The 23,445-nt window shown below is 39.3% G+C and carries 18 protein-coding genes, 3 tRNA genes and 1 pseudogene; 2 read left to right on the forward strand and 20 right to left on the reverse strand.

From position 1 onward, the window contains the following. Positions 1-6 precede the first annotated feature (6 nt). The 10 genes and pseudogenes from TEPIRE1_RS12985 to TEPIRE1_RS13030 form a co-directional block, all read right to left on the reverse strand. Positions 7-650 (reverse strand): annotated as a pseudogene (locus TEPIRE1_RS12985) (amino acid ABC transporter permease). Between the two features lie 77 nt (positions 651-727). After that, positions 728-1,582, reverse strand: a complete 855-nt coding sequence (locus TEPIRE1_RS12990; RefSeq protein WP_013779616.1) for an amino acid ABC transporter substrate-binding protein — start codon at positions 1,580-1,582, stop codon at positions 728-730. Between the two features lie 108 nt (positions 1,583-1,690). Continuing rightward, positions 1,691-2,776: a S1C family serine protease gene (locus tag TEPIRE1_RS12995; protein ID WP_015295992.1), complete on the reverse strand. Its 1,086-nt coding sequence runs from the start codon at positions 2,774-2,776 to the stop codon at positions 1,691-1,693. A 73-nt stretch (positions 2,777-2,849) separates the two neighbouring features. Beyond that, positions 2,850-3,998 (reverse strand): DUF362 domain-containing protein, encoded by a 1,149-nt coding sequence (locus TEPIRE1_RS13000; RefSeq protein WP_013779618.1) that lies wholly within the window; start codon positions 3,996-3,998, stop codon positions 2,850-2,852. Between the two features lie 363 nt (positions 3,999-4,361). Next, complete coding sequence (locus TEPIRE1_RS13005; protein ID WP_013779619.1) at positions 4,362-5,213, reverse strand: two-component system regulatory protein YycI; 852 nt, start codon at positions 5,211-5,213, stop codon at positions 4,362-4,364. Between the two features lie 5 nt (positions 5,214-5,218). Next, a complete protein-coding gene (gene yycH / locus TEPIRE1_RS13010; RefSeq protein ID WP_013779620.1) occupies positions 5,219-6,493 on the reverse strand; it encodes a two-component system activity regulator YycH in 1,275 nt (424 codons plus the stop codon). 15 nt (positions 6,494-6,508) lie between these two features. After that, positions 6,509-6,922 carry a hypothetical protein gene (locus TEPIRE1_RS13015; protein WP_013779621.1) on the reverse strand — a complete coding sequence of 138 codons (414 nt, stop codon included), beginning with the start codon at positions 6,920-6,922 and terminating at the stop codon, positions 6,509-6,511. A 146-nt stretch (positions 6,923-7,068) separates the two neighbouring features. Beyond that, positions 7,069-8,841: an ATP-binding protein gene (locus TEPIRE1_RS13020; RefSeq protein ID WP_013779622.1), complete on the reverse strand. Its 1,773-nt coding sequence runs from the start codon at positions 8,839-8,841 to the stop codon at positions 7,069-7,071. A gap of 10 nt (positions 8,842-8,851) precedes the next feature. Beyond that, positions 8,852-9,541, reverse strand: a complete 690-nt coding sequence (yycF, locus tag TEPIRE1_RS13025; RefSeq protein ID WP_013779623.1) for a response regulator YycF — start codon at positions 9,539-9,541, stop codon at positions 8,852-8,854. A 40-nt stretch (positions 9,542-9,581) separates the two neighbouring features. Next, a complete protein-coding gene (locus TEPIRE1_RS13030) occupies positions 9,582-10,355 on the reverse strand; it encodes a gluzincin family metallopeptidase (RefSeq protein WP_013779624.1) in 774 nt (257 codons plus the stop codon). A 729-nt stretch (positions 10,356-11,084) separates the two neighbouring features. Between TEPIRE1_RS13030 and TEPIRE1_RS13035 the strand changes: the two genes are divergently transcribed. Continuing rightward, positions 11,085-12,395, forward strand: coding sequence for a cyclic 2,3-diphosphoglycerate synthase (locus TEPIRE1_RS13035; protein WP_013779625.1), 1,311 nt, complete (start codon positions 11,085-11,087; stop codon positions 12,393-12,395). Between the two features lie 188 nt (positions 12,396-12,583). Here TEPIRE1_RS13035 and TEPIRE1_RS13040 read toward each other — a convergent pair whose 3' ends face one another. The 6 genes from TEPIRE1_RS13040 to TEPIRE1_RS13065 form a co-directional block, all read right to left on the reverse strand. Continuing rightward, positions 12,584-13,969 carry a peptidoglycan DD-metalloendopeptidase family protein gene (locus TEPIRE1_RS13040; protein ID WP_013779626.1) on the reverse strand — a complete coding sequence of 462 codons (1,386 nt, stop codon included), beginning with the start codon at positions 13,967-13,969 and terminating at the stop codon, positions 12,584-12,586. Between the two features lie 422 nt (positions 13,970-14,391). Further along, positions 14,392-15,894: a M1 family metallopeptidase gene (locus tag TEPIRE1_RS13045; protein ID WP_013779627.1), complete on the reverse strand. Its 1,503-nt coding sequence runs from the start codon at positions 15,892-15,894 to the stop codon at positions 14,392-14,394. A gap of 279 nt (positions 15,895-16,173) precedes the next feature. Next, positions 16,174-16,248, reverse strand: a tRNA-Gly gene (locus TEPIRE1_RS13050). 210 nt (positions 16,249-16,458) lie between these two features. Further along, positions 16,459-16,533, reverse strand: a tRNA-Glu gene (locus TEPIRE1_RS13055). A gap of 5 nt (positions 16,534-16,538) precedes the next feature. After that, a tRNA-Lys gene (locus TEPIRE1_RS13060) sits at positions 16,539-16,614 on the reverse strand. Between the two features lie 73 nt (positions 16,615-16,687). Further along, positions 16,688-18,073, reverse strand: coding sequence for an NAD(P)/FAD-dependent oxidoreductase (locus tag TEPIRE1_RS13065; protein ID WP_013779628.1), 1,386 nt, complete (start codon positions 18,071-18,073; stop codon positions 16,688-16,690). Positions 18,074-18,372: 299 nt separating this feature from the next. On the opposite strand from TEPIRE1_RS13065, the gene TEPIRE1_RS13070 reads away from it, so the two are divergent. Continuing rightward, the gene (locus TEPIRE1_RS13070) at positions 18,373-18,558 is read left to right on the forward strand and encodes a hypothetical protein (protein ID WP_013779629.1); all 186 of its coding nucleotides are present in this window, start codon (positions 18,373-18,375) and stop codon (positions 18,556-18,558) included. Positions 18,559-18,685: 127 nt separating this feature from the next. On the opposite strand, the gene dnaB is transcribed toward TEPIRE1_RS13070, so the two are convergent. Genes dnaB through TEPIRE1_RS13090 form a run of 4 tightly spaced genes read right to left on the reverse strand, consistent with a single transcriptional unit; the run spans position 18,686 to position 23,411 of the window. Beyond that, positions 18,686-20,026 carry a replicative DNA helicase gene (gene dnaB / locus TEPIRE1_RS13075; RefSeq protein WP_013779630.1) on the reverse strand — a complete coding sequence of 447 codons (1,341 nt, stop codon included), beginning with the start codon at positions 20,024-20,026 and terminating at the stop codon, positions 18,686-18,688. 5 nt (positions 20,027-20,031) lie between these two features. Next, complete coding sequence (gene rplI, locus TEPIRE1_RS13080; protein ID WP_013779631.1) at positions 20,032-20,478, reverse strand: 50S ribosomal protein L9; 447 nt, start codon at positions 20,476-20,478, stop codon at positions 20,032-20,034. Next, positions 20,475-22,451, reverse strand: coding sequence for a DHH family phosphoesterase (locus tag TEPIRE1_RS13085; protein ID WP_013779632.1), 1,977 nt, complete (start codon positions 22,449-22,451; stop codon positions 20,475-20,477). The genes rplI and TEPIRE1_RS13085 overlap by 4 nt, the downstream gene beginning before the upstream one ends. Positions 22,452-22,466: 15 nt before the next feature. Continuing rightward, positions 22,467-23,411 (reverse strand): YybS family protein, encoded by a 945-nt coding sequence (locus TEPIRE1_RS13090; RefSeq protein ID WP_013779633.1) that lies wholly within the window; start codon positions 23,409-23,411, stop codon positions 22,467-22,469. Positions 23,412-23,445 lie beyond the last annotated feature (34 nt).

Genomic DNA, 23,445 nt, shown 5'->3' on the forward strand with positions numbered 1-23,445 from the left:
TTCCCCTTATTGAAAATATGAATATCTGTCTTCTAGTTTTTGGAAAACTGCCGTTAAAACCGCTGTTAAAGCCAAATAAAAGACTCCCACTACAATCAGCGGCACCAGGGAGCATCGCGATTGGATGCTATTTTCCCTGCCCGCAAAAGCTCTCCCAGGCCCACTACGTACACCAGTGATGTATCTTTTACAAGGGTTATTACCTCATTGGCCACTGACGGCAGCACTATCTTTATCATTTGCGGCAGGATAATTCTTGTAAAGGTCTTTACAGGAGTAAAACCCAGCACCTTTGCCGCATCGTATTGACCTTTATCGATAGATTCAATGCCGCCTCTGAAGATTTCTCCGAAATACGCCGCATAATTTAGCACAAACGCCAGTATGGCAGCAGGAAACCTGTCAAAGGTTATTCCCACAATGGGTAATCCAAAAAATATAACTACTATTTGCAGCAGCAGCGGCGTTCCTCGCATGACCCAAATATAAAGCTCCACCAAAAATACCAGTGGCTTAATTTTTGACAGCCTGCCTAGGGCTACAAGGATTCCTAAAGGTATAGATATTACAAGCGTTAAGAAAAACACTTTTAAGGTTACCTCAAGCCCTGATAGCAAAGCAGGCAATAGTCTTAAAATATATTCAAACATAATGATTTCCCTTTACATATTACATTTTATACCGTTGCAGCAGGTGATTTATTAAAGATGATTACAGAGCAAATCCATTACTTACCAAACCATTTTTGATATATTAAATCATAGCTTCCGTCTTTTCTCATATCGTCTAAAGTTTTATCAACCATTTCCAGCAGCTTTTTATCCTGTTTCCTAAAACCTATGCCGTATTCCTCGTCACCAAAATCTTCATCGAGAATTGTATACTTATCTGCACCTTTTTGCTTGATATAGTAGCGTGCCAAAACCTCATCGGCTACAACGGCATCAACCCTTTTAGCCTCCAAATCCATAAAGGCTTCATTGTTCGTATCAAATAATACCGGCTCACCACCGTCAAAGGACTTCACTAACTCAGGTTCGGTATTCATAGCATCTACAGCGCTAGAACCGGTCTGTGCCGCTACCTTTTTGCCGGCAAGATCGCTTTTACTTTTAATGTCAGAGCCTTCAAGGGTGACAATTACCTGCCTGTTATCAAGGTATGGCTTTGTAAAGGCAACCTTCTCTTTTCTTTCCTCGGTAATTGTATATGCATTCCAAATCATGTCTATATTTCCCGCGTTTAATTCCGCTTCTTTCATTGTCCAGTCTATAGGCTGAAGAATCAATTCTAAATCATTTCGCTTGAAAACTTCATTGGCCAAATCTACATCAAAACCCACAATTTCATTGTTTTCATCTCTAAAGCCCATAGGTGCAAATGTATCGTCAAGACCCATGACAATTTTACCCTTCGCTTTTATCTTTTCAAAGGAGTCTTCCTGTGCAGCAGATTCTTGCTGAGACGTTTCTTTCTCTAAAGTTTCTTGCTTAGCCGCCTCATTTGAACAACCTGCTAAGCTAATCATACCCAAAATTAAAACAAGCATCAAAATAACTGCTGTTTTCAATCTCTTTCTCATTTTGTTTCCCCTTTCCCTTGGCCATATTTTTTATTTTCGAATAAGGTCTCAACTTTACTACTTTAATATGATAAAGTTTAAAAATACTTTTGTCAACCATTTTTCATTTTACGCAGTTATCTTTGATGGCACAATTGTCTTTGTGATCACACTTCTATCCCGCATTATCTCTATATCTACTTGCTTCCCCACACCCAAACCGTACATTACTTGCCGAAGTTTTGCCATTGAACCTACTTTTTTGCCGGCGAGCTTTGTAATGACATCACCTTTTCTAATACCAGCCACATCGGCAGGACTACCCTCCTTTACCCCCGTTACATATATACCGCTATCTACCGTCAATTTTATATTCATAGCTTGAGCTATCTCACGATCGATACCTTCAATACCTAGATAAGGTTTATCAAACCTGCCTTTTTCTATTATGCTGTTTACTATAGGCCGTGCCATATTGATGGGTATGGAGAATCCTATGGCCTCAGCTTGAGAAGCTTTAACGGTATTTATACCAATTATTTCCCCATGACTATTTACCAAAGGACCACCGCTATTGCCCGGATTTATTGAGGCATCTGTTTGAATTAAGTCTTGCATCAATACTTCACCCCTGCCATCTCTAACTACAACCGTACGATTTAAAGCACTTATGATGCCTGCCGTAACAGTCCTCTGAAGGGCAAGTCCCAAAGGGTTCCCAATGGCTACCGCCAAATCTCCTACCACAACCTTGTCAGAATCTCCCAGTTTAGCAACTGTCAAATCAGGTGCGGATATTTTTATTACGGAAAGGTCCAGTGCAGAGTCGCTATAGAGCCTGTGGGCTTTGTACTTCCTGCCATCTGAAAGAAACACCGTGATTTGGTCGGCATTGCCCACCACATGGTCATTAGTAATTATATAGCCCGACTCATTTACTATGATACCGGAGCCTACCGCTTCCGTTTCCACCGGCCTGTAAAAAAAGTCATACTCTACGCGAACCGTAGATATACCTACTACGGCAGGTGTCACTTCTCGTGCTATGACCGGAATGGCCGCTTCCTGAACCTGTGCAATTTCAGAAGTTTCCGATTTTTGTTCAGGTCTTGACTGCTGATTGCCATAAATGATAGATGTTGTAATAAAAGTAGCTGCCAGTGCTCCAATAAGGGAGCTCAAGACAGCTACTGCCAGTATCTTCTTAATATCCAACCGGGGCCACCTGTTATTGTGCTTTTCCATAAAACATACCTGCTTTCTATGGATTAGGCCCTGACCGGTTATGCTATTCTCCTTCGCCCTCGCTTACATCTTTTTCCGTAATAGTAATCAGCTCATATTCCTTAGTACCCATACCAAGCTTACATGCAGCATCAATGTGAAGCTGGGCGTTTTTACCGGTCACGGCCTTTAATATATTATCCCCCTTTTTAACATTTTTATCCGCAGCTTTTGATTGGGCAAGTGGCGCAGCGCTGTTTATCATGTCTATGGCAGCTTGATCGATAGCCACCGGGTCGAAAGACACTAAAACACCCTGATCCTGCACCAGAGGAGTATCGGCCATGGGCATACAATCGCATTCTGGCTGAACTTCTGTGATAAAATTTATGTAAAGGATTCTGCCTTTTTCAAATGTCGATACTACAGCATGTGCCGACTCAGCTAATCCTGCCTGAAAGCCCTCCTCGGTAATTGGAACAATCAGCGCCTTTGCTTCACATACTCGAGAGCAGCGGCCGCATTTTACACATATGGATTTATCTATAACTATACAGTCATTCATCAGCTTAATGGCACCGTGCGGACATACATCCACACATTGTCCGCAGCGTATACATTTGTCATCAAGCCAATTGAGATGTTTATTTTCTTCAAAATGTATCCGTCCTCTTTCAGCTTCGCCGCAGGTATCTTTACAGCTTATGCCGCCCATCCCTAGATTTTTAATGGCACCGCCAAATCCCGATCCCACATGCCCTTTACAATGAGATACTACAATCATTGCCGGTGCATGGTATATTGCCGAGGCAACTCCTATCTCTTTTAGAATCGGACCGCTTTTGACCTTTACCTGATCTTGGCCAAAAATGCCATCTGCTAAAATAACCGGTGCTCCTACAGATAGATGGTTTATACCTTCCATATTTGCCACATCTAAATACTCCAGCCCTGGAATCCTCACAGTATCGGTAACAAACGGCTTGCCGCCTGCTTCCTTTACCTTGTCCACCACTTTTTTCAAAAAAATCGGGCGCACGATGCGATGAGCTCCATAAGATCCGAAGTGAGTCTTAACAGCAACATAATCTTTTTCATTGATAAATTCTTTAAAATCAATCATATTAAGTATCTGTTCAAACTTTGCCACAAAACTGTACTTAAAATCGTAACTCTTTACCCTGGCATCCGCAAAATATATTTTTTTTGTCATTGTAAACCTCCTGCTTGAAATTATATATTTTTTATATATTTTTACAAAAAAACCGCGCCTAATATGTAAGTTGATTAGAATTGGGATTTCTTAAACCGCTTTAGCTAATTACTAAAAATCCATCCTGCTATTAGCTGTGATTACTAAGGGAAATACTATTATAATTCCACAAAACATCCTCCAATCCTTCTTTATGTATTTTATCGACATTATTTTAGTATTTTCTATTTCCCGGGCAATAATTCGTCAGATATATTGCATCAATTAAAAAGAGTACACCAAAAAAGCAGCTAAGCTGCTTTTTTGGGGAAGCCGGGTTCTATATGGTAACGGCTAATTAGACCGATACCTTCATCATTTTGCTCATTGTTCCATTTCGCCTGTATAAGCATTTACATAATAAATATCACCATCATTTAGCTCTATTTTCCACACCGGAGCCACCTGCCAGCGATTAGCATCATAAAGTTTAGAATAATAGCCCTGCTGAACTCGAGTTATTGATATTTGATTTTCAGCCTGAACCTCGTTAATAACCCTCATAATAGCTGTGAGAGGAGAAATAACACCTCGTTTTTTACCTACATAGCCTAAAGGCTTGAGCCAACACTGATAATAGGTTTTAATGCCTGAGGGTGTAACAAGCATTGTTACGTAGCTGTTATCTATGAAAAAATTGTCGTGGTAGCGCACATACTCTAATAGGTAACCTTGGCTTTTATCGTCATAGGTAACCTTGTCCAATACCGCATTTGCCGGCATATTGCCATGATTTTTAATAAAATTTGCTGCCTCATTTTCTGCTTGTTCTTTTGTAAGATTTGGCCATATTATTTGGTCCTCATTATTGAAATAAGTAATAAATCCGTTATCCGTAATTATAAGTTGCTGCTTTTCAAAAGTATACATTCTCCCGTCTTGAGTCTTGTTAACTTGTGGCAGTGCTTTTTTTCCAAAAAAACTTTCTAAAGCCTTTTTTTCATCTACTTTTTGAAAACTCACTTCTAGCAAAGACTGAGGCCTTCCCTCTTTTAAATCATCTACCTTTAATATAACGCCTCTTTCCATTAAATACTGTTTGATTTCCGACTGCTGGCCTGAAGTAAGTTCAAATTCAGCCATGGGCTTTTCTTTAAACCATAAGTTAAATACCAAAAATATGTTAAGTAATATAAATGATACGACAAGAATAGTAATCGCTTTTTTCCATTCCAAAAATATCACTCCGAAAGGTCCTGTATGATTACTTCCATATCTGCTGTTTTGATAACCCATACAGGTTTTAGCTTTTCTCCCTCAATCATGTATCCGGGATATATATCATTTACAGTCTTTATATTTTTAGTGGATACTGCAGCATTTAATGCTTCCACAGGCGTCATAAGATCCCTGATTCCTTCTTGCTTTATGGACCAAGCTACATCTCTATAATAATTTTTTACCTGGTTTCCTTCAACAGCTATTACAATATAATCATCTGAATTTACAATCCTAAAGCCATTAACTCTGATTTTGAATCTAAAAATATACGTCATTGAACCCTGTGATTCGCTTTTAGCTTCATATGAAGCTAGGTAACCACCTTCTGGCCACCCGCCGTGTGAAGCCACAAAATCTATTGCTGTTTTAAAAGCCTCATAAAGATTTTGAGTTTTACGCTGTTCTTGAGTAACGGGAAAATTATATTCAATTGATCCGTCATCATAAATCCTAAGGCCCTGCTGACCATCGGTATATATTATAGTGCCGTCTCTTTCTTCAATTCTACGTGTCACAGAAAAGTCCATGAAAAATTCAGACGCCACTTGTTCTTCCAAAATCGTTTCCTTTTTTAAAGAATACATAGGAAGCTCATACGGCAACAGCGAAACATATACATCGCCATTTACCTTGAGATTTACATCTGCCGTAAGGCTGGCAAACATGGGAGGACTCGAATCACTTATTTCCTTGATAAGGCCGGTAAATTCAGAATCACTGCCACCTTTGCCTACTTTATAATAGCTTCCGTCACTGTCCGTCAAATAACATAAAAGCTCGCCATCGCTAACCAGTATAAATGAACGGATTAACTTCCCGTCTATTATCGATGTATCACCCGCACTAATATCAAAAAGTTGCTTTATGAAGGACGGCGGCAAAGGCGTAGGAAAGAAAACCTCCAAGCCTTTTTTATGCGTAAAATACTCTTGCTTTATATTAGTCATTGGCTCCGGACTTATAGTCCATTGCGAAGCCAAAAGGTTTTTAGAAATTGCCCAGGTCTTATCGTACAAGGGCGATGAGGGTTTTAAAACGGTGTTAAAAGAATTGCCTAAATAAACCAGAATTTTTTCGGGACTGACGGCGCTAATCGGATCTACGTTTTTTTCATCCTGCACCGTTCTTGCAGTTCCCAGATGCCCGGGAACCCTAGACCAGATGTTAAATGAAAGAAAAAGGCTGATGGCCACTAGCAGGATAAGAGTCCAGCCCAGGATAAAATCCCTTGACAATGGCAACACCGCCTTTTATTTAAGGATGAGAAATGACTTGAGAGTCTGTATTAGGGACCCAAGTTCCGGCAGTTCTGATCCGCTTTCAAGTTGATATACCTTGCGTGAAACCGTTTCGTCTTCTCCTGACGGGAATGAGGCTTTTACGGTAATAATATTTTCTTTGGAAGAAATAGGTGCTTGTGTTACAAAAATACCTGCTGCTCCTACCGAAAGTTCCTTTTCCTCCTTGCGCCCGTTTATGAGCACGATGACCTTGGAATTTGGCACGGTTTCACCGGAAATTAAGACTTTGTCTGCGGATGTCATATAGTTATCCTTAGGTTCAGTTAACTTTATAAAATTTTTAACTTCATCGGCTTTAGCCGAGGGAGAAAAAAGTATTAAGATAGCTAAAAACATTGCCAACACTGTTGCGGTTTTTTTCATGCCAATCTCCCTTTCTGGAATAAAAAACAAAAATATACCGGTCTTGCTTTCCCTAATCTATCTATCTATCTATCTATCTATCTTATAGTTTAAATGACCAACATTACAGAATTATTACAGACCGATTAAAAATAAGTTACATTTACTTAATTAGTGCTTACCAGCTGGCCTGATATGGCCGGAATTTGTATGATTACACTTGTGCCCTTACCAAGCTCACTACTTATGCTAATTTCACCGCCATGTGCTTGCACTATCTCCCTTGCAATTGAAAGGCCCAAGCCTGTTCCACCCATTTCCCTGGATCTGGTCTTATCCACTCTATAAAACCTTTCAAAAATTCGGGGAAGGTCTTCTTTTGGTATACCAACACCCGTATCTTTAAAGGTTACTTTTACCATTTTTTCAGCATATTCAACATCAATATATATTTTACCACCTTCCGGGGTATATTTATAAGCATTGCTCAAGATATTTTGAAAGACTTGCTCAACTTTATCATTATCTGCAAAAACTTCCGGCAATTCTTCCGGTATATTGGCCTTTATCGTCTGGCCTTTTCTTTTGATATTTACATCCATTTTTGTGATGACGTTTTTCAGTATGGTTCCGATATCTATCGGTTTCATATCCCACTTTGTTTCTTTATTGTCAAGGCGTGAAAGCTCCAATAAATCGCTTACTAAGCGCGTCATCCGGTCGGCTTCATCATTTATAACGCTCGTAAACTGCCGCGATATCTCAGCTTCTTCCAATGCCCCATCAAGAAGGGTTTCAGCATAGCTCTTAATGGTAGTAAGAGGCGTCCTAAGCTCGTGTGATACATTAGCCACAAATTCCTTGCGCATAGCTTCAAGTCGATGCTGTTTTGTTATATCTTGAAACACAAAGATATGCCCTACAATTCGGTTTTCTCGTCTTAACGGAGCATAGATGGATTTTAATATGGCATCCTTGGTTTTAATAAGAGTTTCACTATTGTCAAAATCATTATTTAAAAGCTGTTTCATATCAATATTTAACAACTTATTAAGTTCCAAAGAAAAATTTTGACCGTTGATGCCTTCCTCCAGCGACAGCATCTGCCTTGCAACAGGGTTTATGTGTATTACTTGCCCTTCATCATTTAAGGCAATGACGCCATCGGCCATATTTATAAGGATTGCCTCCATTTTTTCTTTCTCATCGGATATCTCTTCCATGGTTTCCTTAAGGCGAGTAGTTAGGAAGTTGAACATGTTCGTCAGCTTTCCTATTTCATCGTCGGATTTGACCTCAATATGCTGGTCAAAATCTCCCTGGGCCAGTGAAGCAGCTCTTTTGGTAACTTCTTGAATAGGACCTGTTATGGTCTTTGACAGGGCAAATCCCACTAATCCTGTTACTGCAAGGCTTAACAGCGTAGCCGTAAGCAATATGGTTTTTGTGTTGGCAATAGTATCATATATGCTTTTCATAGATGAAATAAGATAAATAATACCTACTACCGTATCACCGCTTTTCACCGGATACGCACAGTACATATAAGGGATTTTACTTTTTGGATCAACTCGCATATCCTTTGACGGAGTTCCGAAAGAAGCCTGTGTTATTTCAGGAGTCAGGAGTCTGGTATTCTTTTGAAATCTCGTATCATCAGTAGATGTTATGATACTTGCAGAGCCGTCAAGAATAGCAATACCCATCTCTTGGCCAAACCCTTTAATAACATCGCTTATATCTTGCGGCTGAGGAACTGGAATCAAGTGTCTTTCAATATAGCCGGAAATTAGCTGTGCTTTACCATCAAGGGTATTGGCAAGAGTATCTATATGATATTTCTCCAAAGACTGAACCATGAAAATTCCAACTACCTCCATGGCCAGTAGTATCAGCATAATGTATATAACGACCAGCTTCCACTGGATGCTCTTGAACATTCAGCACCACCTATTGCTTCCTAAAGTAGTAACCCACACCTCGTTTAGTAATAATATATGTCGGGTTGGCAGGATCGTCTTCCACCTTTTCCCGAAGGCGCCGCACAGTTACATCTACAGTGCGTATATCCCCATAATACTCATAACCCCACACTTCCTCTAAAAGTTTTTCGCGGGTGAAAACCTGTCCGGCCTGAGTAGAAAGATATTTAATTAATTCATACTCGCGAAAAGTAAGATCAAGGGGTTTCCCCCTTTTTCTTACTACATAACTTTTTAAATCGAGCTCTAAATCTCCCAGTCTGATAATTTCTTCTTCGCCGCCGGGCTCAGAAAGAGCAATTCTTCTCAAATTGGCTTTTACTCGAGCCATAAGCTCTCTCATGCTGAAGGGTTTTGTAATATAATCATCTGCACCAAGCTCTAAGCCTAAAACCTTGTCTACTTCCTCGCCTCTGGCCGTCAGCATGATTATCGGACTAGTTATTTTTTCCCTAAGTTTCTTGCATACTGAAAAACCGTCCTGCTTAGGCAGCATAATGTCCAATAGTATTAAGTCTGGATCTTCTTTAAGGGCAATGTTTATAGCCTCATCACCATCATAAGCCGCCAAAACATTATACCCCTCTTTAGAAAGGTTGTATCTTAAAATGTCTACAATGGGTTTTTCATCATCAACCACTAAAATCTTCTCATTCAAAAACAGCACCCCCATTACTAACTACATTCGCCATAATTCGTTATTTTCCTCCTGTATCAAATTGAGCAACCTTTCGAAGGAAAATACCCTCTGCCGAATCACCGTCTTTAAGGTACAGCATTATTCTTTTAAGCTCATCAATGCCACCGCTGCCGGAAAGAAATTCAGTCATCTCAAGCGCACCCAAGTATGCCTTAGGTACATTTGAGAGTTTATCAAAACTATACATGATATCCTCATAAGCATAGTCAAAGCTCTTATCTATTTCAAAATCCTCTTCAAGTGTATAACCTGTTACCCGTTTTTCTTCATACTGAGCCACTCCCTCTGTAAACCAGCGGGGACAGTTGCCTTTAGTCATAATATCTACCACAAAATGAGTATATTCATGAACCATGGGGCCTTTATCAAAGAATACCTTCTCCATATCCTGAGTTTCTTCAATCCACCCATCCGGCGACTGAACATAGATAACACCTCTATAGTAAACCCCTTGAGTATTTTCATCTTTTGGCCAATTGAAAGCGGATTGAAGGCTTAAGCCGTCCGGGAAGACCACAATGGGCAGCTTATTTTTCGGATAAAAATCAAAGTCTTTCCCCACAAGGTCATAGGCTCTCTCAGCCGCATTTACAACAGCCGGTATGCTATCCTTGCTTTCAGGCTTAAAAAGTATAATAAAATGTGATGTTGCCACAGAATCAAAACCCTTTAATTTAAATGTGACAACAGATATTGGCGCATAAAAATAATAAACTCCTATAATAATTATAACACATAGGAGCGCAATTGCAGTAAGCTTTTTTCTCAGCATCGTCTTCCCCTCCCCCCTATCATTATATTAGAGTTCGACAAAAATTTCACTGGAAATCATATTCACTGCCACTGTTATTTACCAGATTACATTCATAAAAAAATAAAAAATCAGATTTTTTAAGGCAGAACTGCGTTGTTTTAGACAAGTAAAATCTGCGGCATAAGAAAAAAAGCGGCTATTTGCCGCATTTTAAAAAGGGGGGATCGTTTTGTTGTTGCTGACTGCTTAATTCTTATTATAAATGATTATTATTAAGGAATTGTTTCATTTATATTACAATCATGTTACAAATTATTGGTTTTATCGACAAATGGCAGCTTTGTTTTAGATTGAAATTACCTTTTATGATACAGGCGTTTTTTATGCATGTCAGTTTTGCATTTTTTAGATTTTTCACCAGGAATTCAATGTCAGGTACACAAAAATATTTTTTAAAAATTCCTTCTCTTAAGACTGAATTATATGAATAGTTATCCCGGTCAATACCATCCGAATTCCCGTAAATATAATTATGAGTTTTACAAAACTGACCTTCTTCTGCGATTATTTGCTACGTTTGCCCATCGCTGGGTGTATAGTCGGATTTTTTTATGAATATTTATGCATATATCTTGCATTTTTATAATATAGGTGTATAATATTATATATTTCATTTTAATCAGAGCTATTCTTCTAAAGTGTTTAGCGTTGATCTTAATTTAATTATAATTTAGGGGGTTTTATAAAATGAAGATTAAAACTATAGTCATGGGGGCAGCTGGCAGGGATTTCCACGTATTTAATACGTATTTTAGAGATAACGATATGTATGATGTGGTAGCCTTTACCGCTACGCAAATCCCCAACATTGAAGGGCGGAAATATCCTGTGGTTTTAGCGGGCAAATTGTATCCCGATGGAATTCCTATTTATCCTGAAGAAGCACTTCCGTCTTTAATCAAGGAGCATGATGTCAGGCAGGTGATTTTTGCTTATAGCGATATTGCACATGTAGATATTATGCACAAGGCTTCGACGGTCCTTGCCACAGGGGCTGATTTTCGCCTGATGGGACCTCAAAATACCTCAATAAAATCATCAAAACCCGTTATTTCCATATGTGCTGTAAGAACCGGGGTCGGTAAAAGTCAAACCACACGTGCTGTATGTAAAATCTTACAGCAGATGGGCAAAAAAGTGGTGGCAATTCGTCATCCTATGCCCTATGGCGATTTAAGCCAGCAAATATGCCAACGTTTTGCCTCCTACGAGGACTTGAACTTGCATAAATGCACCATCGAGGAACGGGAAGAATATGAACCACACATCGACAATGGCATTATCGTCTATGCAGGCGTTGATTATGAAGTAATCTTGAGAGAGGCTGAAAAAGAGGCTGATATCATCATCTGGGATGGCGGTAATAATGATTTTCCGTTCTACCACGCTGATCTGCATATTGTTCTGGCAGATCCTTTAAGGCCGAGCCATGAAATACTCTACCATCCGGGAGAAACCAATATAAAGATGGCCGACGTAATCATCATTAATAAGATTGACTCGGCTAACGCCAGTGATGTAAACGTCGTCAGAGAAAATATCGAAAAGGCCAATCCGAATGCCCTAGTTATAGAAGCAGCTTCACCTATAAGCATAGAACAGCCGGAGATGATAAAAGGTAAGCGTGTGCTTGTAATTGAAGACGGTCCTACCCTTACTCATGGAGGCATGAAGTTTGGAGCAGGTTTCGTTGCAGCAAAGAAATTTGGAGCCAAGGAAATTGTAGATGCTAAACCATATGCTGTAGGAAGTATAATGGGAACTTATGAAAAATATCCTCACCTAAATGTGATACTGCCGGCAATGGGCTACGGTGATCAGCAAATGAAAGAGCTTGAAGCAACAATAAATAATAGTGATTGTGATGTAGTATTATCCGGCACTCCAATAGACATAACGAGGATTATAAATCCCAATAAGCCTGTGGTAAGAGTAAGGTATGAGCTTCAGGAAATCGGCAAGCCGGACCTTAAAACTGTTCTTGAAAAATTTCAGTAATCGATATATTTGTTTTAGGCATACTTAAAAGCTCGAAGTATATAAAATGTTCTTTGTAAGTTGCAACGACTTTTTAAGGAGTATAAAAAGTGCTGCTGCACATCAAAATAATTGTGCAGCAGCACTTTTCTTATATTCATTACGTATAAATATTTAAATAACTTTACAATATTTAATTTTCCAGGCAGTTATTTATTTAAGTAATTCAATGGATTTATCGCACTTCCATTGACGCGGACTTCAAAATGCACATGGTTTCCGGACGCTCTGCCTGTAGATCCTACTGTCGCAATTTGCTGGCCTTTTTCCACCTGCTGACCTACCGACACGGTAATAGAACTATTATGGGCATAATAGGTTTCTATGCCTCCGCCGTGATTTATTATAACCAAGTTTCCATAGCCGCCCTGCCATCCTGTAAAGGTTACTGTACCACTGTTAGACGCGCGCACCGGAGCACCTTTACTCTGAGCAATATCGATTCCGGTATGAAATTCACTGCCCCTATATCCAAAAGGCGAAGTAATTTGTCCAACTGTAGGCCAGGAAAATCTCCCATTGCCGCGGAAGGCCACTTCAGCTTTTGTGCCTCTTGCAACAATTCGAGTTACGGGCTCTTTAACCACCTTTTCATCGATAACAGTCTGAGATACTTTAATACCATTTTTAAATACCGCTTCTGCAGCAATTTCCTTAGAGCCTTTCTCTCCCGCCTGCTTTACCTTCTGATCCCATGTCCACAAAGAGTTATCTTTGACTACTTCAGTTTCATAAGGTATGTCTTCATTATATGTAATCTTCTTTACCACTGTAACATTTAGAAGTGGTTTTATTTCAGTTAGGTTTATCTTTTCTCCTAAGGCTAATTCATTTTCAGACTTTAATTGAGGATTTGCCTTTATCAAATCATCCAAAGACATATTCTTTTCCTGTGAAATAGACCAGAGGCTATCGCCCTCAACTACCTCATATGTCTTGGTTTCTAAGGCTCCCTTTAATATAAGGTTTTTTGCTTCTTCAGCACTTAAGGTTTCTTTAGGGTATACATACCTTTCGATTAACTTGACTTTTTCGGCTACCTCTACTTTAATTAATTCTCCGGGTGCTTGGTTTATGTAATAGTTCTTTACTTCATCCAAAACCGCTTCTGCAGTAGTCTTATCTTTTACCACAGCAACTTCTTTTTCATCTATTTCAATAGCTACGGCTTTTAGTTTATAAGTCAAGGCAGATTCCAGTTTTTTAATCATTTCCTCTTCTGAGTCAAGCTTTTTTCCTAAAGCTCTTACCGGCGAGATTTTTATATCTTGAACAAATTCTATATCTGCACCAAGCTTATTTTCATATTTTTTTTGCAACTCGGTTTTAATTTCAGTTAATTCCTGGTAGTTTTTTACATTTCCTATTTTTTCGCCGCCAACACTTACTTCAAGCACAGAACGACTAAGAAGTGCTATTAAAACAGCGAAAGTAACAATGACACAACATCCGGCAAGCAATAAAGTTTTTGTCTTTTTATCGGTCTTTGCCTTCAGGTAAAGCCCTTTAAGGTCTTTAAAACTAGGCGCTTCCATTCACCCACTCCTTTCTTTTGCATATGGCGGAAAGTACAATAAACCCACTTTACTTTCCCCTAACACATGTAGCAAAGGCATTCCTGAAATATAGCGCAACCTCAGCTTACATCTTGTAATAAATATTTAATTTGTAATAAATATTTAATATTTGCGTAACATCTTTGTAATTTAACACACCAATATTATATTCTATGCAAATTGTGATTTTCCTTCTTCTGATTTGAATTTTTTCTACAGTAAAAGTTTCCAATTTCCTCCAGCATTGATTAAGCGATATTGTATGAGTTTTTATTCAACAATTAAAAGCATGTAAAATTCAATTACTAATTTTTAAGCCATCATCATAAATTAAACCAAGTGATACCTTGCAGTTATATGTCCTTATAAGATAAGGATTTCCAATTTTACCATAAATATACCTATGATGCCTTATCTAATATATCTGTGCTTCTAAGGCAATCATTTATATAGTCGGTCCAATCCACGCCTGTTACATGATTCAAGGCTTTTATAAAATCAGCGGTTGTGGCATTTTTATAAAGGTTTTGTTCAAAGTAGTACCTCAGTGCTTGCTGAAGTTTGCCTTTTCCTATTCGGCCTTCTAAATCCTTAACCATTATAGTGCCCTTGTGATACACCGCAGCACTATAATCTTTCCAGTCTACAAATTCCGATAGCGGTCTTAATATTGGTCCTGGCGTGTGGGCCGCTTCGTACAGCTTATACGGGTTTAAGATGGCTTGTTCATAAACTTTCTGCCCATTCTTTCTGCCGTAAAAGTAATCATAATACAAAAGCGTAGAATACTCAGCCAATGCCTCATCCAACCAAGCTTCCTCTACCTGGTTATTGCCTACAAGGCCATACCACCATTGATGAGCTGTTTCATGCACCACTACATACTCAAAGAATCCGCTTGAGCCGTAAAATTCATTGCCTATCATTACTAAATTTGGAAACTCCATACCACCTATGTAAAAATCTGAGGCAACAACCGAGTAATGTGAATATGGATATTTGCCAAAATACTCATTAAAAAACCCTAAGGCATTTTTTGCATATTCAAGGGCTTTTAAACCATACTTCTTATTTTCCCCTTCAAAATAATACGACATTAGTTGGGTATTGTCAACAGTGGCTGATTCTACTGCAAATTTATTGCTGCTGATCCAAGCAAAATCTCTTACGAGCTCAGTCTTAAAATTCCAAATTACATTGTTTCCTGCTTCCACGATTTTTTCTTGTAAGCTGCCGCTTGCCGCTATCTTATAAGCTTTAGGAGCTCTTATGCTTACATCATAAAGGCCCATTTCACTGTAGAAAGGATCGCCTACGCAGTAATACGGATCTTTATGCCAGCCTTTTTCATCATAGACGGCAAGAATAGGATACCAATTTGCTAAATTAAAAGTGTTTTGCCCATATCCAAATCGTCCGAGAGCTGGAGGAATTTTTACATCAAACTCTATTGTAAGAACCAATTTATCCTGCGGCTCTAATAGTTTGCTAGGCATTACCTTCAATATCGTATTTTCAATTTCAAAATTTACTTTGGAAGATTCATCAGAAATTTTTTTAACATATAAGTATCCCGGCTCAAAACCGTCAGGATACGCCTGCTGTATCTCTTCCTTCGGGAAGGGAGCCTCATCAAGTGATTTGAATGCATTTGGATACAGATGGAAATAAAGTTCCTGAAATGCTTTTGCTTTGTCATTGGTTATCGCAACCTTTTCAATGACAGCAATCCTTTTTTCTTCAGGATAAAAGGTCACATCCATTTCATACCGAGGGCAGTTTATCATAATTTCTTCGGTTATCTTTTGTATTTCCTTTTGGTGGCCTTTCTGAAAAAGCAAAAGGCTTAAGCCTATTATAACCAGTATAAATCCAAGCCTAATTGCAAACTTTCTCTTTTTCACACTTCACTTCCCCTTCCTGTGCTTTTATAAACCATATAGACTTATTGCATTACTGCTCATTAGTTAATTTATTTACTCTTTTGATGTTTTATTCTGGTCCAAAGAGATTGCTGATAAAATTAGTGTCTGATAGACTTGAAAATTTAGCAAAAAAGGCTTCCACTTAAAAAGTGAAAGCCTTTTAATAAATGCTAGAGTATTAATCAGGCACTCGGCCTATGGACAAAATAAGAGGTTTTGAGAAAATATCGATTTCCCAAAACCTCGATGTATCTTGGTTGGAGCGGAAAACGGGATTTGAACCCGCGGCCCTCGGCTTGGGAAGCCGATGCTCTACCACTGAGCTATTTCCGCCCACTGAGTACTATTATAAAGCTGCTATTAGGTTTTGTCAATCTGTGGCTTTAAAGCTGATTTAATATTTGACCCATTTAACTTAAACAGGTCGAATTTAACTTTTTGTATGTACATCATTTTTAAGAAATATCATAAAAAAACAAAACTACATAAAAAATAGTTTTGCATTACTCCATTTAGTATTTTACTTTTGTGGTATAAATAAAATGGTGACCCCGAGGGGATTCGAACCCCTGATACCGCCGTGAAAGGGCGATGTCTTAACCACTTGACCACGGGGCCACAAATGGTGAGCCATCCGCGACTCGAACGCGGGACACCCTGATTAAAAGTCAGGTGCTCTGCCGACTGAGCTAATGGCTCACTTAAGGCAAGCAGATATTATATTACTATAAAACCTCTTACCTGTCAACACCTTAAAAGAAAAAATCACTGTCTATAATGCACGCTTTAGTATCTCTCTAGCCACTACTATGCCTGATGCTGATGCTTGTGCTAAGCCACGGGTTACGCCGGCACCATCGCCTGCAGCAAAAAGGTTTGTTATCTGTGTTTCCAGATTGCTGGTCAGGGCAGGCCTAGAAGAATAAAACTTTACCTCAGCACCGTATAGTAAAGTATGGTATGAGTTTACCCCCGGCGCCAGCTTATCCATGGCCTCCAGCATTTCTAAGATACTTACCATATGGCGATATGGAAATACCAGGCTCAAGTCACCCGGTGTGGCCTCTTTCAGCGTTGGCTCCACTAAACCCCTTTTTATGCGTTCCGGAGTTGACCTTCTCCCCGACAATAAATCTCCCAGCCTTTGGACCAACACTCCACCACCGAGCATATTGGCTAGAGTCGCAATGTTCTTGCCGTATGCAATTGGCTCCTTAAATGGTTCGGTAAAGGTTTTGCTAACTAATAAAGCAAAATTCGTATTGGCGGTCTTACGATCCAAGTAGCTGTGTCCATTGACGGTTACTAGGCCGTTATTGTTTTCCATAACTACTTCGCCATAGGGATTCATGCAGAAAGTCCTAACCTTATCATCAAAGGATTTTGAATAGTATATTAACTTAGATTCATAAACTACATCCGTAAGATGTTCCATTACAACAGCCGGCACTTCGACTCGAACACCTATATCCACTGGATTAATAGACATATCAAGCTTCAAATGCTCAGCCTCAGTTGAAAACCACTCGGAACCTTCTCTGCCGGGGACAACAACTACATAATCCGAAAAATATTCGCTGCCGTCGCAAGTTCTAATTCCCTTGGCACGGCCATCCTGCACAAGTATGTTTTTAACTTCGGTGCATGTGTTTATTTCTACCCTTTGATCCAAATAATCTCGCATCTGTTTTAATATTTTCAAACATGTTTCAGTGCCCAAATGTTTTAATTTTGCCGGTATTAATCTTAAATCGGCAGTTGCAGCTTTTTGTTGCAGTACACGAGTTTCTTCATTCTCAATACCGTAAACTTCTTTAGTGCCCCCGAATTTCAAATATACACTATCGACATAGCTGATAAGCTCCATTACTTCGTTTCGAGAAATATATTCATCCAGCCATCCTCCAAACTCAGTGGTCAGGGTAAGTTTGCCGTCACTAAAAGCACCGGCACCGCCCCAACCATTGACAATTGAACAGGGATTGCAGCGCAGACATTGAACATTGTTTTGCTTGGAAGGACAATTCCTGTTTTCAATATCTTTGCCTTTTTCAACAATTAATATTGAAAGTTCAGGCGCATTTTCAGCCAATTCAAGAGCGGTAAATATCCCTGCCGGACCCGCTCCAACTATAATCACATCATATTTTTTTGGCATAGTATTCCTCACTTTCACTGCCGAAGCAGCATTTTTATTCAGATGCCAATATCAGCATCTTTCCCAACTTTGTATCTTTTTGCACTTCGCATTTCCTTATATTTTCACTTTTTTGCAGCACTACTAATATACCAAAATTTAGCTGGAAAATCAATTTATTTTCCGAATATTTTACTAAAATATGTTAATATTTCTTACAAGAATTGCCTGTCTTGGTATTTGTCATATGTATATATCAGGTAAATATTGAAATACTAGAAACAGACCAATACAATTGCATTTTTAAAAGGAGGCTTTCTATGTTTGAATCTAAGACTGCGATGGACGTAAAACAATTCTCTATCAAACCTTCAGATATCGGATACGAAACTGAAACTGCCGAGGAAATGGCACCCAATTTAGGTAAAACCGATAACAAAACAATGTCAAAACAGTCGTATAAGGTTAATACAAGACCCCCTCTTATGCTTTACCCTGGAGAATAATAAAAAGATATATCAAAAAAGGTAAATGCCATTGTGATATATTAAAAATCATCAGCCGCCGGAATACTCTCCAATGGTATTTATTCCGGCGGCTGTTGTCATCCAAATTTCATGTAAAATTGCATATTTACCCAACTTGACTTTGGCGAAACCTTTCCAAACTGGCAAATTTAGTAAACTTTGGAAGCCAGACAAGTTCGATGGTGCCTGTTGGCCCATTTCGCTGTTTTGCTATTATAATTTCGGCAATGTTCTTTTTGTCGGTATCAGGATTGTAATAATCATCTCTATATAAAAATGCCACAACATCGGAATCTTGCTCCTGACTGCCGGATTCACGAAGGTCACTTAAAATAGGTCGATGGTCGGCCCTCATTTCCGGTGCTCGTGAAAGCTGCGACAATGCCACTACCGGCACAGAAAGTTCTCTGGCCAGTGCTTTAAGTGAACGAGATATCTCTGAAATTTCTTGCTGGCGGTTCTCCGAAGCAGTCCGACCCGACATAAGCTGCAGATAATCAATAATCACAAGGCCTAAGCCTTTTTCCGCTTTGAGCCTCCTAGCTTTTGTTCGAAGCTCCAGTGATGAAATGCCCGGAGTGTCGTCTATATATATAGGTGCTTCAGATAGCGGCCCCATAGCTCGAGCAAGCCTGGGCCAATCTTCCTCATCTAATTTTCCTGTCCTGAGTTTATGGCTGTCTACATTTGATTCCGCACAAAGCATGCGCTGCACCAACTGTTCTTTGGACATTTCCAGACTGAAAATACCAACCGGAACCTTATAGCGAATAGCCGCATTTTGAGCTATGTTTAAGGCAAAGGCAGTCTTTCCCATGCTCGGTCTTGCAGCAATAAGGATTAAATCAGACGGCTGCAAGCCCGATGTTTTTTCGTCAATATCCGGAAAACCCGTTGGGACTCCGGTTATGCCGCCTTCTGAATTGTACAGCTGTTCTATGCGTTCAAATGTATCAAATAATATTTCCTTTATATGGTGGAAATTTTCCACCCGGCGTTTTTGTGCAATCTCAAAAATTCTGCGTTCGGCCTCATCTAAAAGGTCCTCCACTTCATTTTGCTGGTCATACGCCATGGACAATATTTCTGAAGTAGTATTAATAAGGCGCCGTATAAGTGCCTTTTCTTCAACAATCTTGCAATAGTAAGAAATGTTGGCAGCGGTTGGCACTATCTCGGTAAGGGCTGTAAGATAAGTTGCGCCACCTATCTGCTCCAATATCTTAGCTGATCTTAAGGCCTCGGTAACCGTAATCAAATCTACCGGCTCTCTATCCTCATAAAGTCTTACTATCACTTCAAATATCTTTTTGTGGGATTCTTTATAAAAATCCTGAACTCGTAGCTGCTCTGCAGCTACGGTAATGGCATCTTTTGATAGAAGCATGGACCCCAGCACTGATTGTTCAGCTTCTAAATTATAAGGAGGTATCTTAAGGTTATCCATAAAAATCATCCTTCAATAATTTTTACAGTCACTTGGGTCTGTACTTCCGGGGCAAGTTTTATATCAACAACATAGCTGCCCAATGATTTAATTGGCTCGGAAATTTCTATTTTTCGCTTATCTATTTCAACTTTATGTTGTTTTTTCAAAGCATCGGATATGTCTTTTGTTGTAACAGAACCGAATAGTTTACCCTTATCGCCCGCTTTTACCTTTAGCGTAACAGAAGTTTGAGAAAGTTTTTCAGCAATTTGTTTAGCGATTTCAATTTCTTTTTGCTTTTTTCTCTCCAATGCGGTCTTCTCTTGTTTTAGCTGCTTTATGCTTCCTGCAGTTGCTTCCTCTGCCAAGTTTCTTGGAAATAAGTAATTCCTTGCATAACCATCGGCCACATCAATCAAATCACCTTTCTTGCCGAGTTTTTTTACATCTTCTAATAATATAACCTTCATTTTGTTTCACCCTCTTTCATATAATCCAAAACGGCTAGTTTGACCCTTTCCAATGCCTCATCCATAGTCATGCCGGATAGCTGAGCCCCGGCTACGGTCATATGCCCTCCACCGCCCAATTCTTCTAAAATCCTCTGCACATTTATTTCACCCAATGAGCGAGCACTGACGGTTATCCTTTCTCCCATAGGTGCTAAAACAAATGAGGCTGAAACTCCTTTTAGTCCGATAAGGCTATTAGCTGCCTGAGCTGCTGCTAATGTAGGATTTTTAGGTTCTTCATCATAATAGGAGATAACTACATGATCCGCTATCTCTTTCGCTCTTTTTAAAACTTTAGCTCTTTCATATACAGCTTGTGCATCTTCTTGAAAAAGCTTATATACCATGGTAGGATCGGCTCCTGCTCGTCTTAAGTAAGAAGCTGCTTCAAAAGTCCTTGCTCCTGTTTTAAAAGCAAAATTGCGAGTATCCACTGCAATACCTGCCAGCATTGCGGTAGCCGCCATGGGTGTAACCTTGATATCATCCCCCATGTACTGTATCATCTCTGTCACCATTTCACTTGTGGAGGAAGCATATGGTTCAAGATACACCAGCAATGCCTTATCAACAAATTCTTCTCCTCGGCGATGATGGTCAATAACCACAACCCTTTCCGCCTTTTTGATAACCTTTTGCGACATCAAAAGCGAAGGTCGGTGGGTATCCACAACCACAACCAGCGTCTTTTTTGTAATTTTATTCAAGGCTTCGGTTTCACCGATAAAATTCTTTTGCATTTCTTCATCAGTAAACAAAAATTCAAGTAGAGAATCTACCGATGGACTCTGTTCCGGCGTAAGAATTATATATCCCGGTTTGTTCATGCTTTTAACGGCACTTATAAGACCGACACCCGCTCCAAGTGCATCCATATCCAAAAACAGGTGCCCAAGGACCATTACCATATCTGACTCCTCGATTAAGTCCCTTAAAGCATGGGAAATAACCCGGACCCTTACACGGCTGTATTTCTCCAGTTCTTCGGTTTTTCCGCCGTAGAAATACGTTTTGCCCTCAGCCTTAACTACTGCCTGATCGCCGCCCCTGCCCAAACAAAGTTCTAAGGCGTTTTGAGCAATCCTTCCGGATTGAGTTAGGGAACCTTCGCCATAGGCCGCACCTATACTCAATGTGGGTGTCATAACCTGGCCTACCTTTATTTCACGAATAGCATCAAGTACCCCGAATTTGGTTTCTTCTGCCCGTCGAAAATCTTTTAGATACATAATTACAAGGTATTTATCATTGTCGTATTTTTTTACCAGCCCATTAAAATTATGCACCCACTTGGTTATAATTTTATCTATTTCGGCTAGAAGCTCAGGCCGATTTTCTTCGGCACAAGCTACCATGATTTCATCAAAGTTGTCCAGATAAAAATAGCAAACTACGGTTTCTTTTTCCTTTACACTTAACTTTAGATTAAATTTTTCTGTAACATCTTCAAAGTAATATGCCTGCAATATTCTTCCCGGTTTTTTATCATTAGTCTGAAGTATAGTTTTTTTAACAAAAAAACGGCTGTTCATTAACTCGATTTCTCTAGGGCCTTCGCTTAAAGATTCTAGAGCCTTCTGTGGTACAAGCTCATTTATATGTGATATTCTTTTGCCCGACTTTTGAAACCGTTCTGAAAACACCTTGTTTTCCCAAATAATCCTTTCATTGCCGGTCACCAGTGCTACGCACACATTTAATTCATTTACTACCTGCTTCCACAGGGTCTGATGAAAGGATGCTTTTGTTTCAATTAAAGTCGGTAAAGGCTTGCCATCTTTCTTGGATATCAGATAATACAGAAGCAAGCCTAAAATCAGCAGCAATGCCAATGTAATCTTAAAATCATAAAATATTAGGCTTACTACCCCGAGTACTATGATAAAGCAAACTGCCAGCCATAGTATTTGGTTTTTATTTCCTCCTATCATGATAAATACCTCTCATCAATATATCTTTCGAAAATTGAACAAGACGTCAAACAGCCCTGCAAAAAAAAGTATTTGCAAAAATAAAGGGTTAAAAAACACAAAAAAAACAATTATTAATCTAAAAACCTTTCCAACATTAAATTTACCCAAATAATATGTTAAGAGTGAAAACCCCTGCACAAAAAGTATAAACCCGAAAACCAGCACTAAATTCATTCCAATAGCTTTAAGCACACCTATTGGCCAATACGTTTCCAAAAGCACAAGTAGATTCCCTGCCAAAAAAGCCGCTACCGTATAATCGGGAAACCGCCATAGCCAGAAGGGTGTAAAATCTCTGAGCTTCTGTCCCATTCGCGACAGCACCGCCTTAGTCACTATATAGGTTAAAAAGGCATCCAGTGCAGATGCCATTATAAATATACCCGGAATGATCAGCGGTAAAAGCTCTAAAGCTTTTTTAAAGCTTTCAATAGTGGTTTCTACAGTTTTAGGATCCATACCCATTTTTTCATAAAAGCTACCTGCTATCAAAAGGGATTCCTTTAGAGCATTAATTTCCTCAGTCAACGGATTAATTCCCATCATCAGCATGCTGATAAAAACAAGGGCTATTTTGGAAACTAGTGAAGCTGCTCCACCGACAGCTAGGATCTTAAATGGTGAAAAATCCTTCTTTATAGCCCATCCCATTGCAAGTCCTATCAAGCCGAAGCTCACTACAATGGTTATGGCTTGAAAAGGGCCGCTTATTATAGCCACAATAATACCTGCTACTATCATGGAAAGAAAACTGGTTTTGATGCCGTGTCTTACTCCCAATATTACAATAGGTACCGGCCATATTAAAGTAGCAAAAGTCCCCAATATGGGCATGTATAAGGCCATTATACTTAGAATGACATTTATGGCGGCAAGCAGTGCTCCCTCTACAAGGGACTTAGTACTGTTGGTTCTCATGAAGTTTCCCTCCTCTTATGTCAAAAAAGAGAGG

This window comes from Tepidanaerobacter acetatoxydans Re1 (assembly GCF_000328765.2).
Taxonomy (GTDB): domain Bacteria; phylum Bacillota; class Thermosediminibacteria; order Thermosediminibacterales; family Tepidanaerobacteraceae; genus Tepidanaerobacter; species Tepidanaerobacter acetatoxydans.

What these genes read in the sequence shown, in the direction of transcription:
- TEPIRE1_RS12990 (WP_013779616.1), bottom strand. Translation starts at nt 1,582, where the DNA reads ATGAGAAAGAGATTGAAAACAGCAGTTATTTTGATGCTTGTTTTAATT.
- TEPIRE1_RS13000 (WP_013779618.1), bottom strand. Translation starts at nt 3,998, where the DNA reads ATGACAAAAAAAATATATTTTGCGGATGCCAGGGTAAAGAGTTACGAT.
- TEPIRE1_RS13015 (WP_013779621.1), bottom strand. Translation starts at nt 6,922, where the DNA reads ATGAAAAAAACCGCAACAGTGTTGGCAATGTTTTTAGCTATCTTAATA.
- TEPIRE1_RS13020 (WP_013779622.1), bottom strand. Translation starts at nt 8,841, where the DNA reads ATGTTCAAGAGCATCCAGTGGAAGCTGGTCGTTATATACATTATGCTG.
- TEPIRE1_RS13030 (WP_013779624.1), bottom strand. Translation starts at nt 10,355, where the DNA reads ATGCTGAGAAAAAAGCTTACTGCAATTGCGCTCCTATGTGTTATAATT.
- TEPIRE1_RS13035 (WP_013779625.1), top strand. Translation starts at nt 11,085, where the DNA reads ATGAAGATTAAAACTATAGTCATGGGGGCAGCTGGCAGGGATTTCCAC.
- TEPIRE1_RS13040 (WP_013779626.1), bottom strand. Translation starts at nt 13,969, where the DNA reads ATGGAAGCGCCTAGTTTTAAAGACCTTAAAGGGCTTTACCTGAAGGCA.
- TEPIRE1_RS13065 (WP_013779628.1), bottom strand. Translation starts at nt 18,073, where the DNA reads ATGCCAAAAAAATATGATGTGATTATAGTTGGAGCGGGTCCGGCAGGG.
- TEPIRE1_RS13070 (WP_013779629.1), top strand. Translation starts at nt 18,373, where the DNA reads ATGTTTGAATCTAAGACTGCGATGGACGTAAAACAATTCTCTATCAAA.
- dnaB (WP_013779630.1), bottom strand. Translation starts at nt 20,026, where the DNA reads ATGGATAACCTTAAGATACCTCCTTATAATTTAGAAGCTGAACAATCA.
- rplI (WP_013779631.1), bottom strand. Translation starts at nt 20,478, where the DNA reads ATGAAGGTTATATTATTAGAAGATGTAAAAAAACTCGGCAAGAAAGGT.
- TEPIRE1_RS13085 (WP_013779632.1), bottom strand. Translation starts at nt 22,451, where the DNA reads ATGATAGGAGGAAATAAAAACCAAATACTATGGCTGGCAGTTTGCTTT.
- TEPIRE1_RS13090 (WP_013779633.1), bottom strand. Translation starts at nt 23,411, where the DNA reads ATGAGAACCAACAGTACTAAGTCCCTTGTAGAGGGAGCACTGCTTGCC.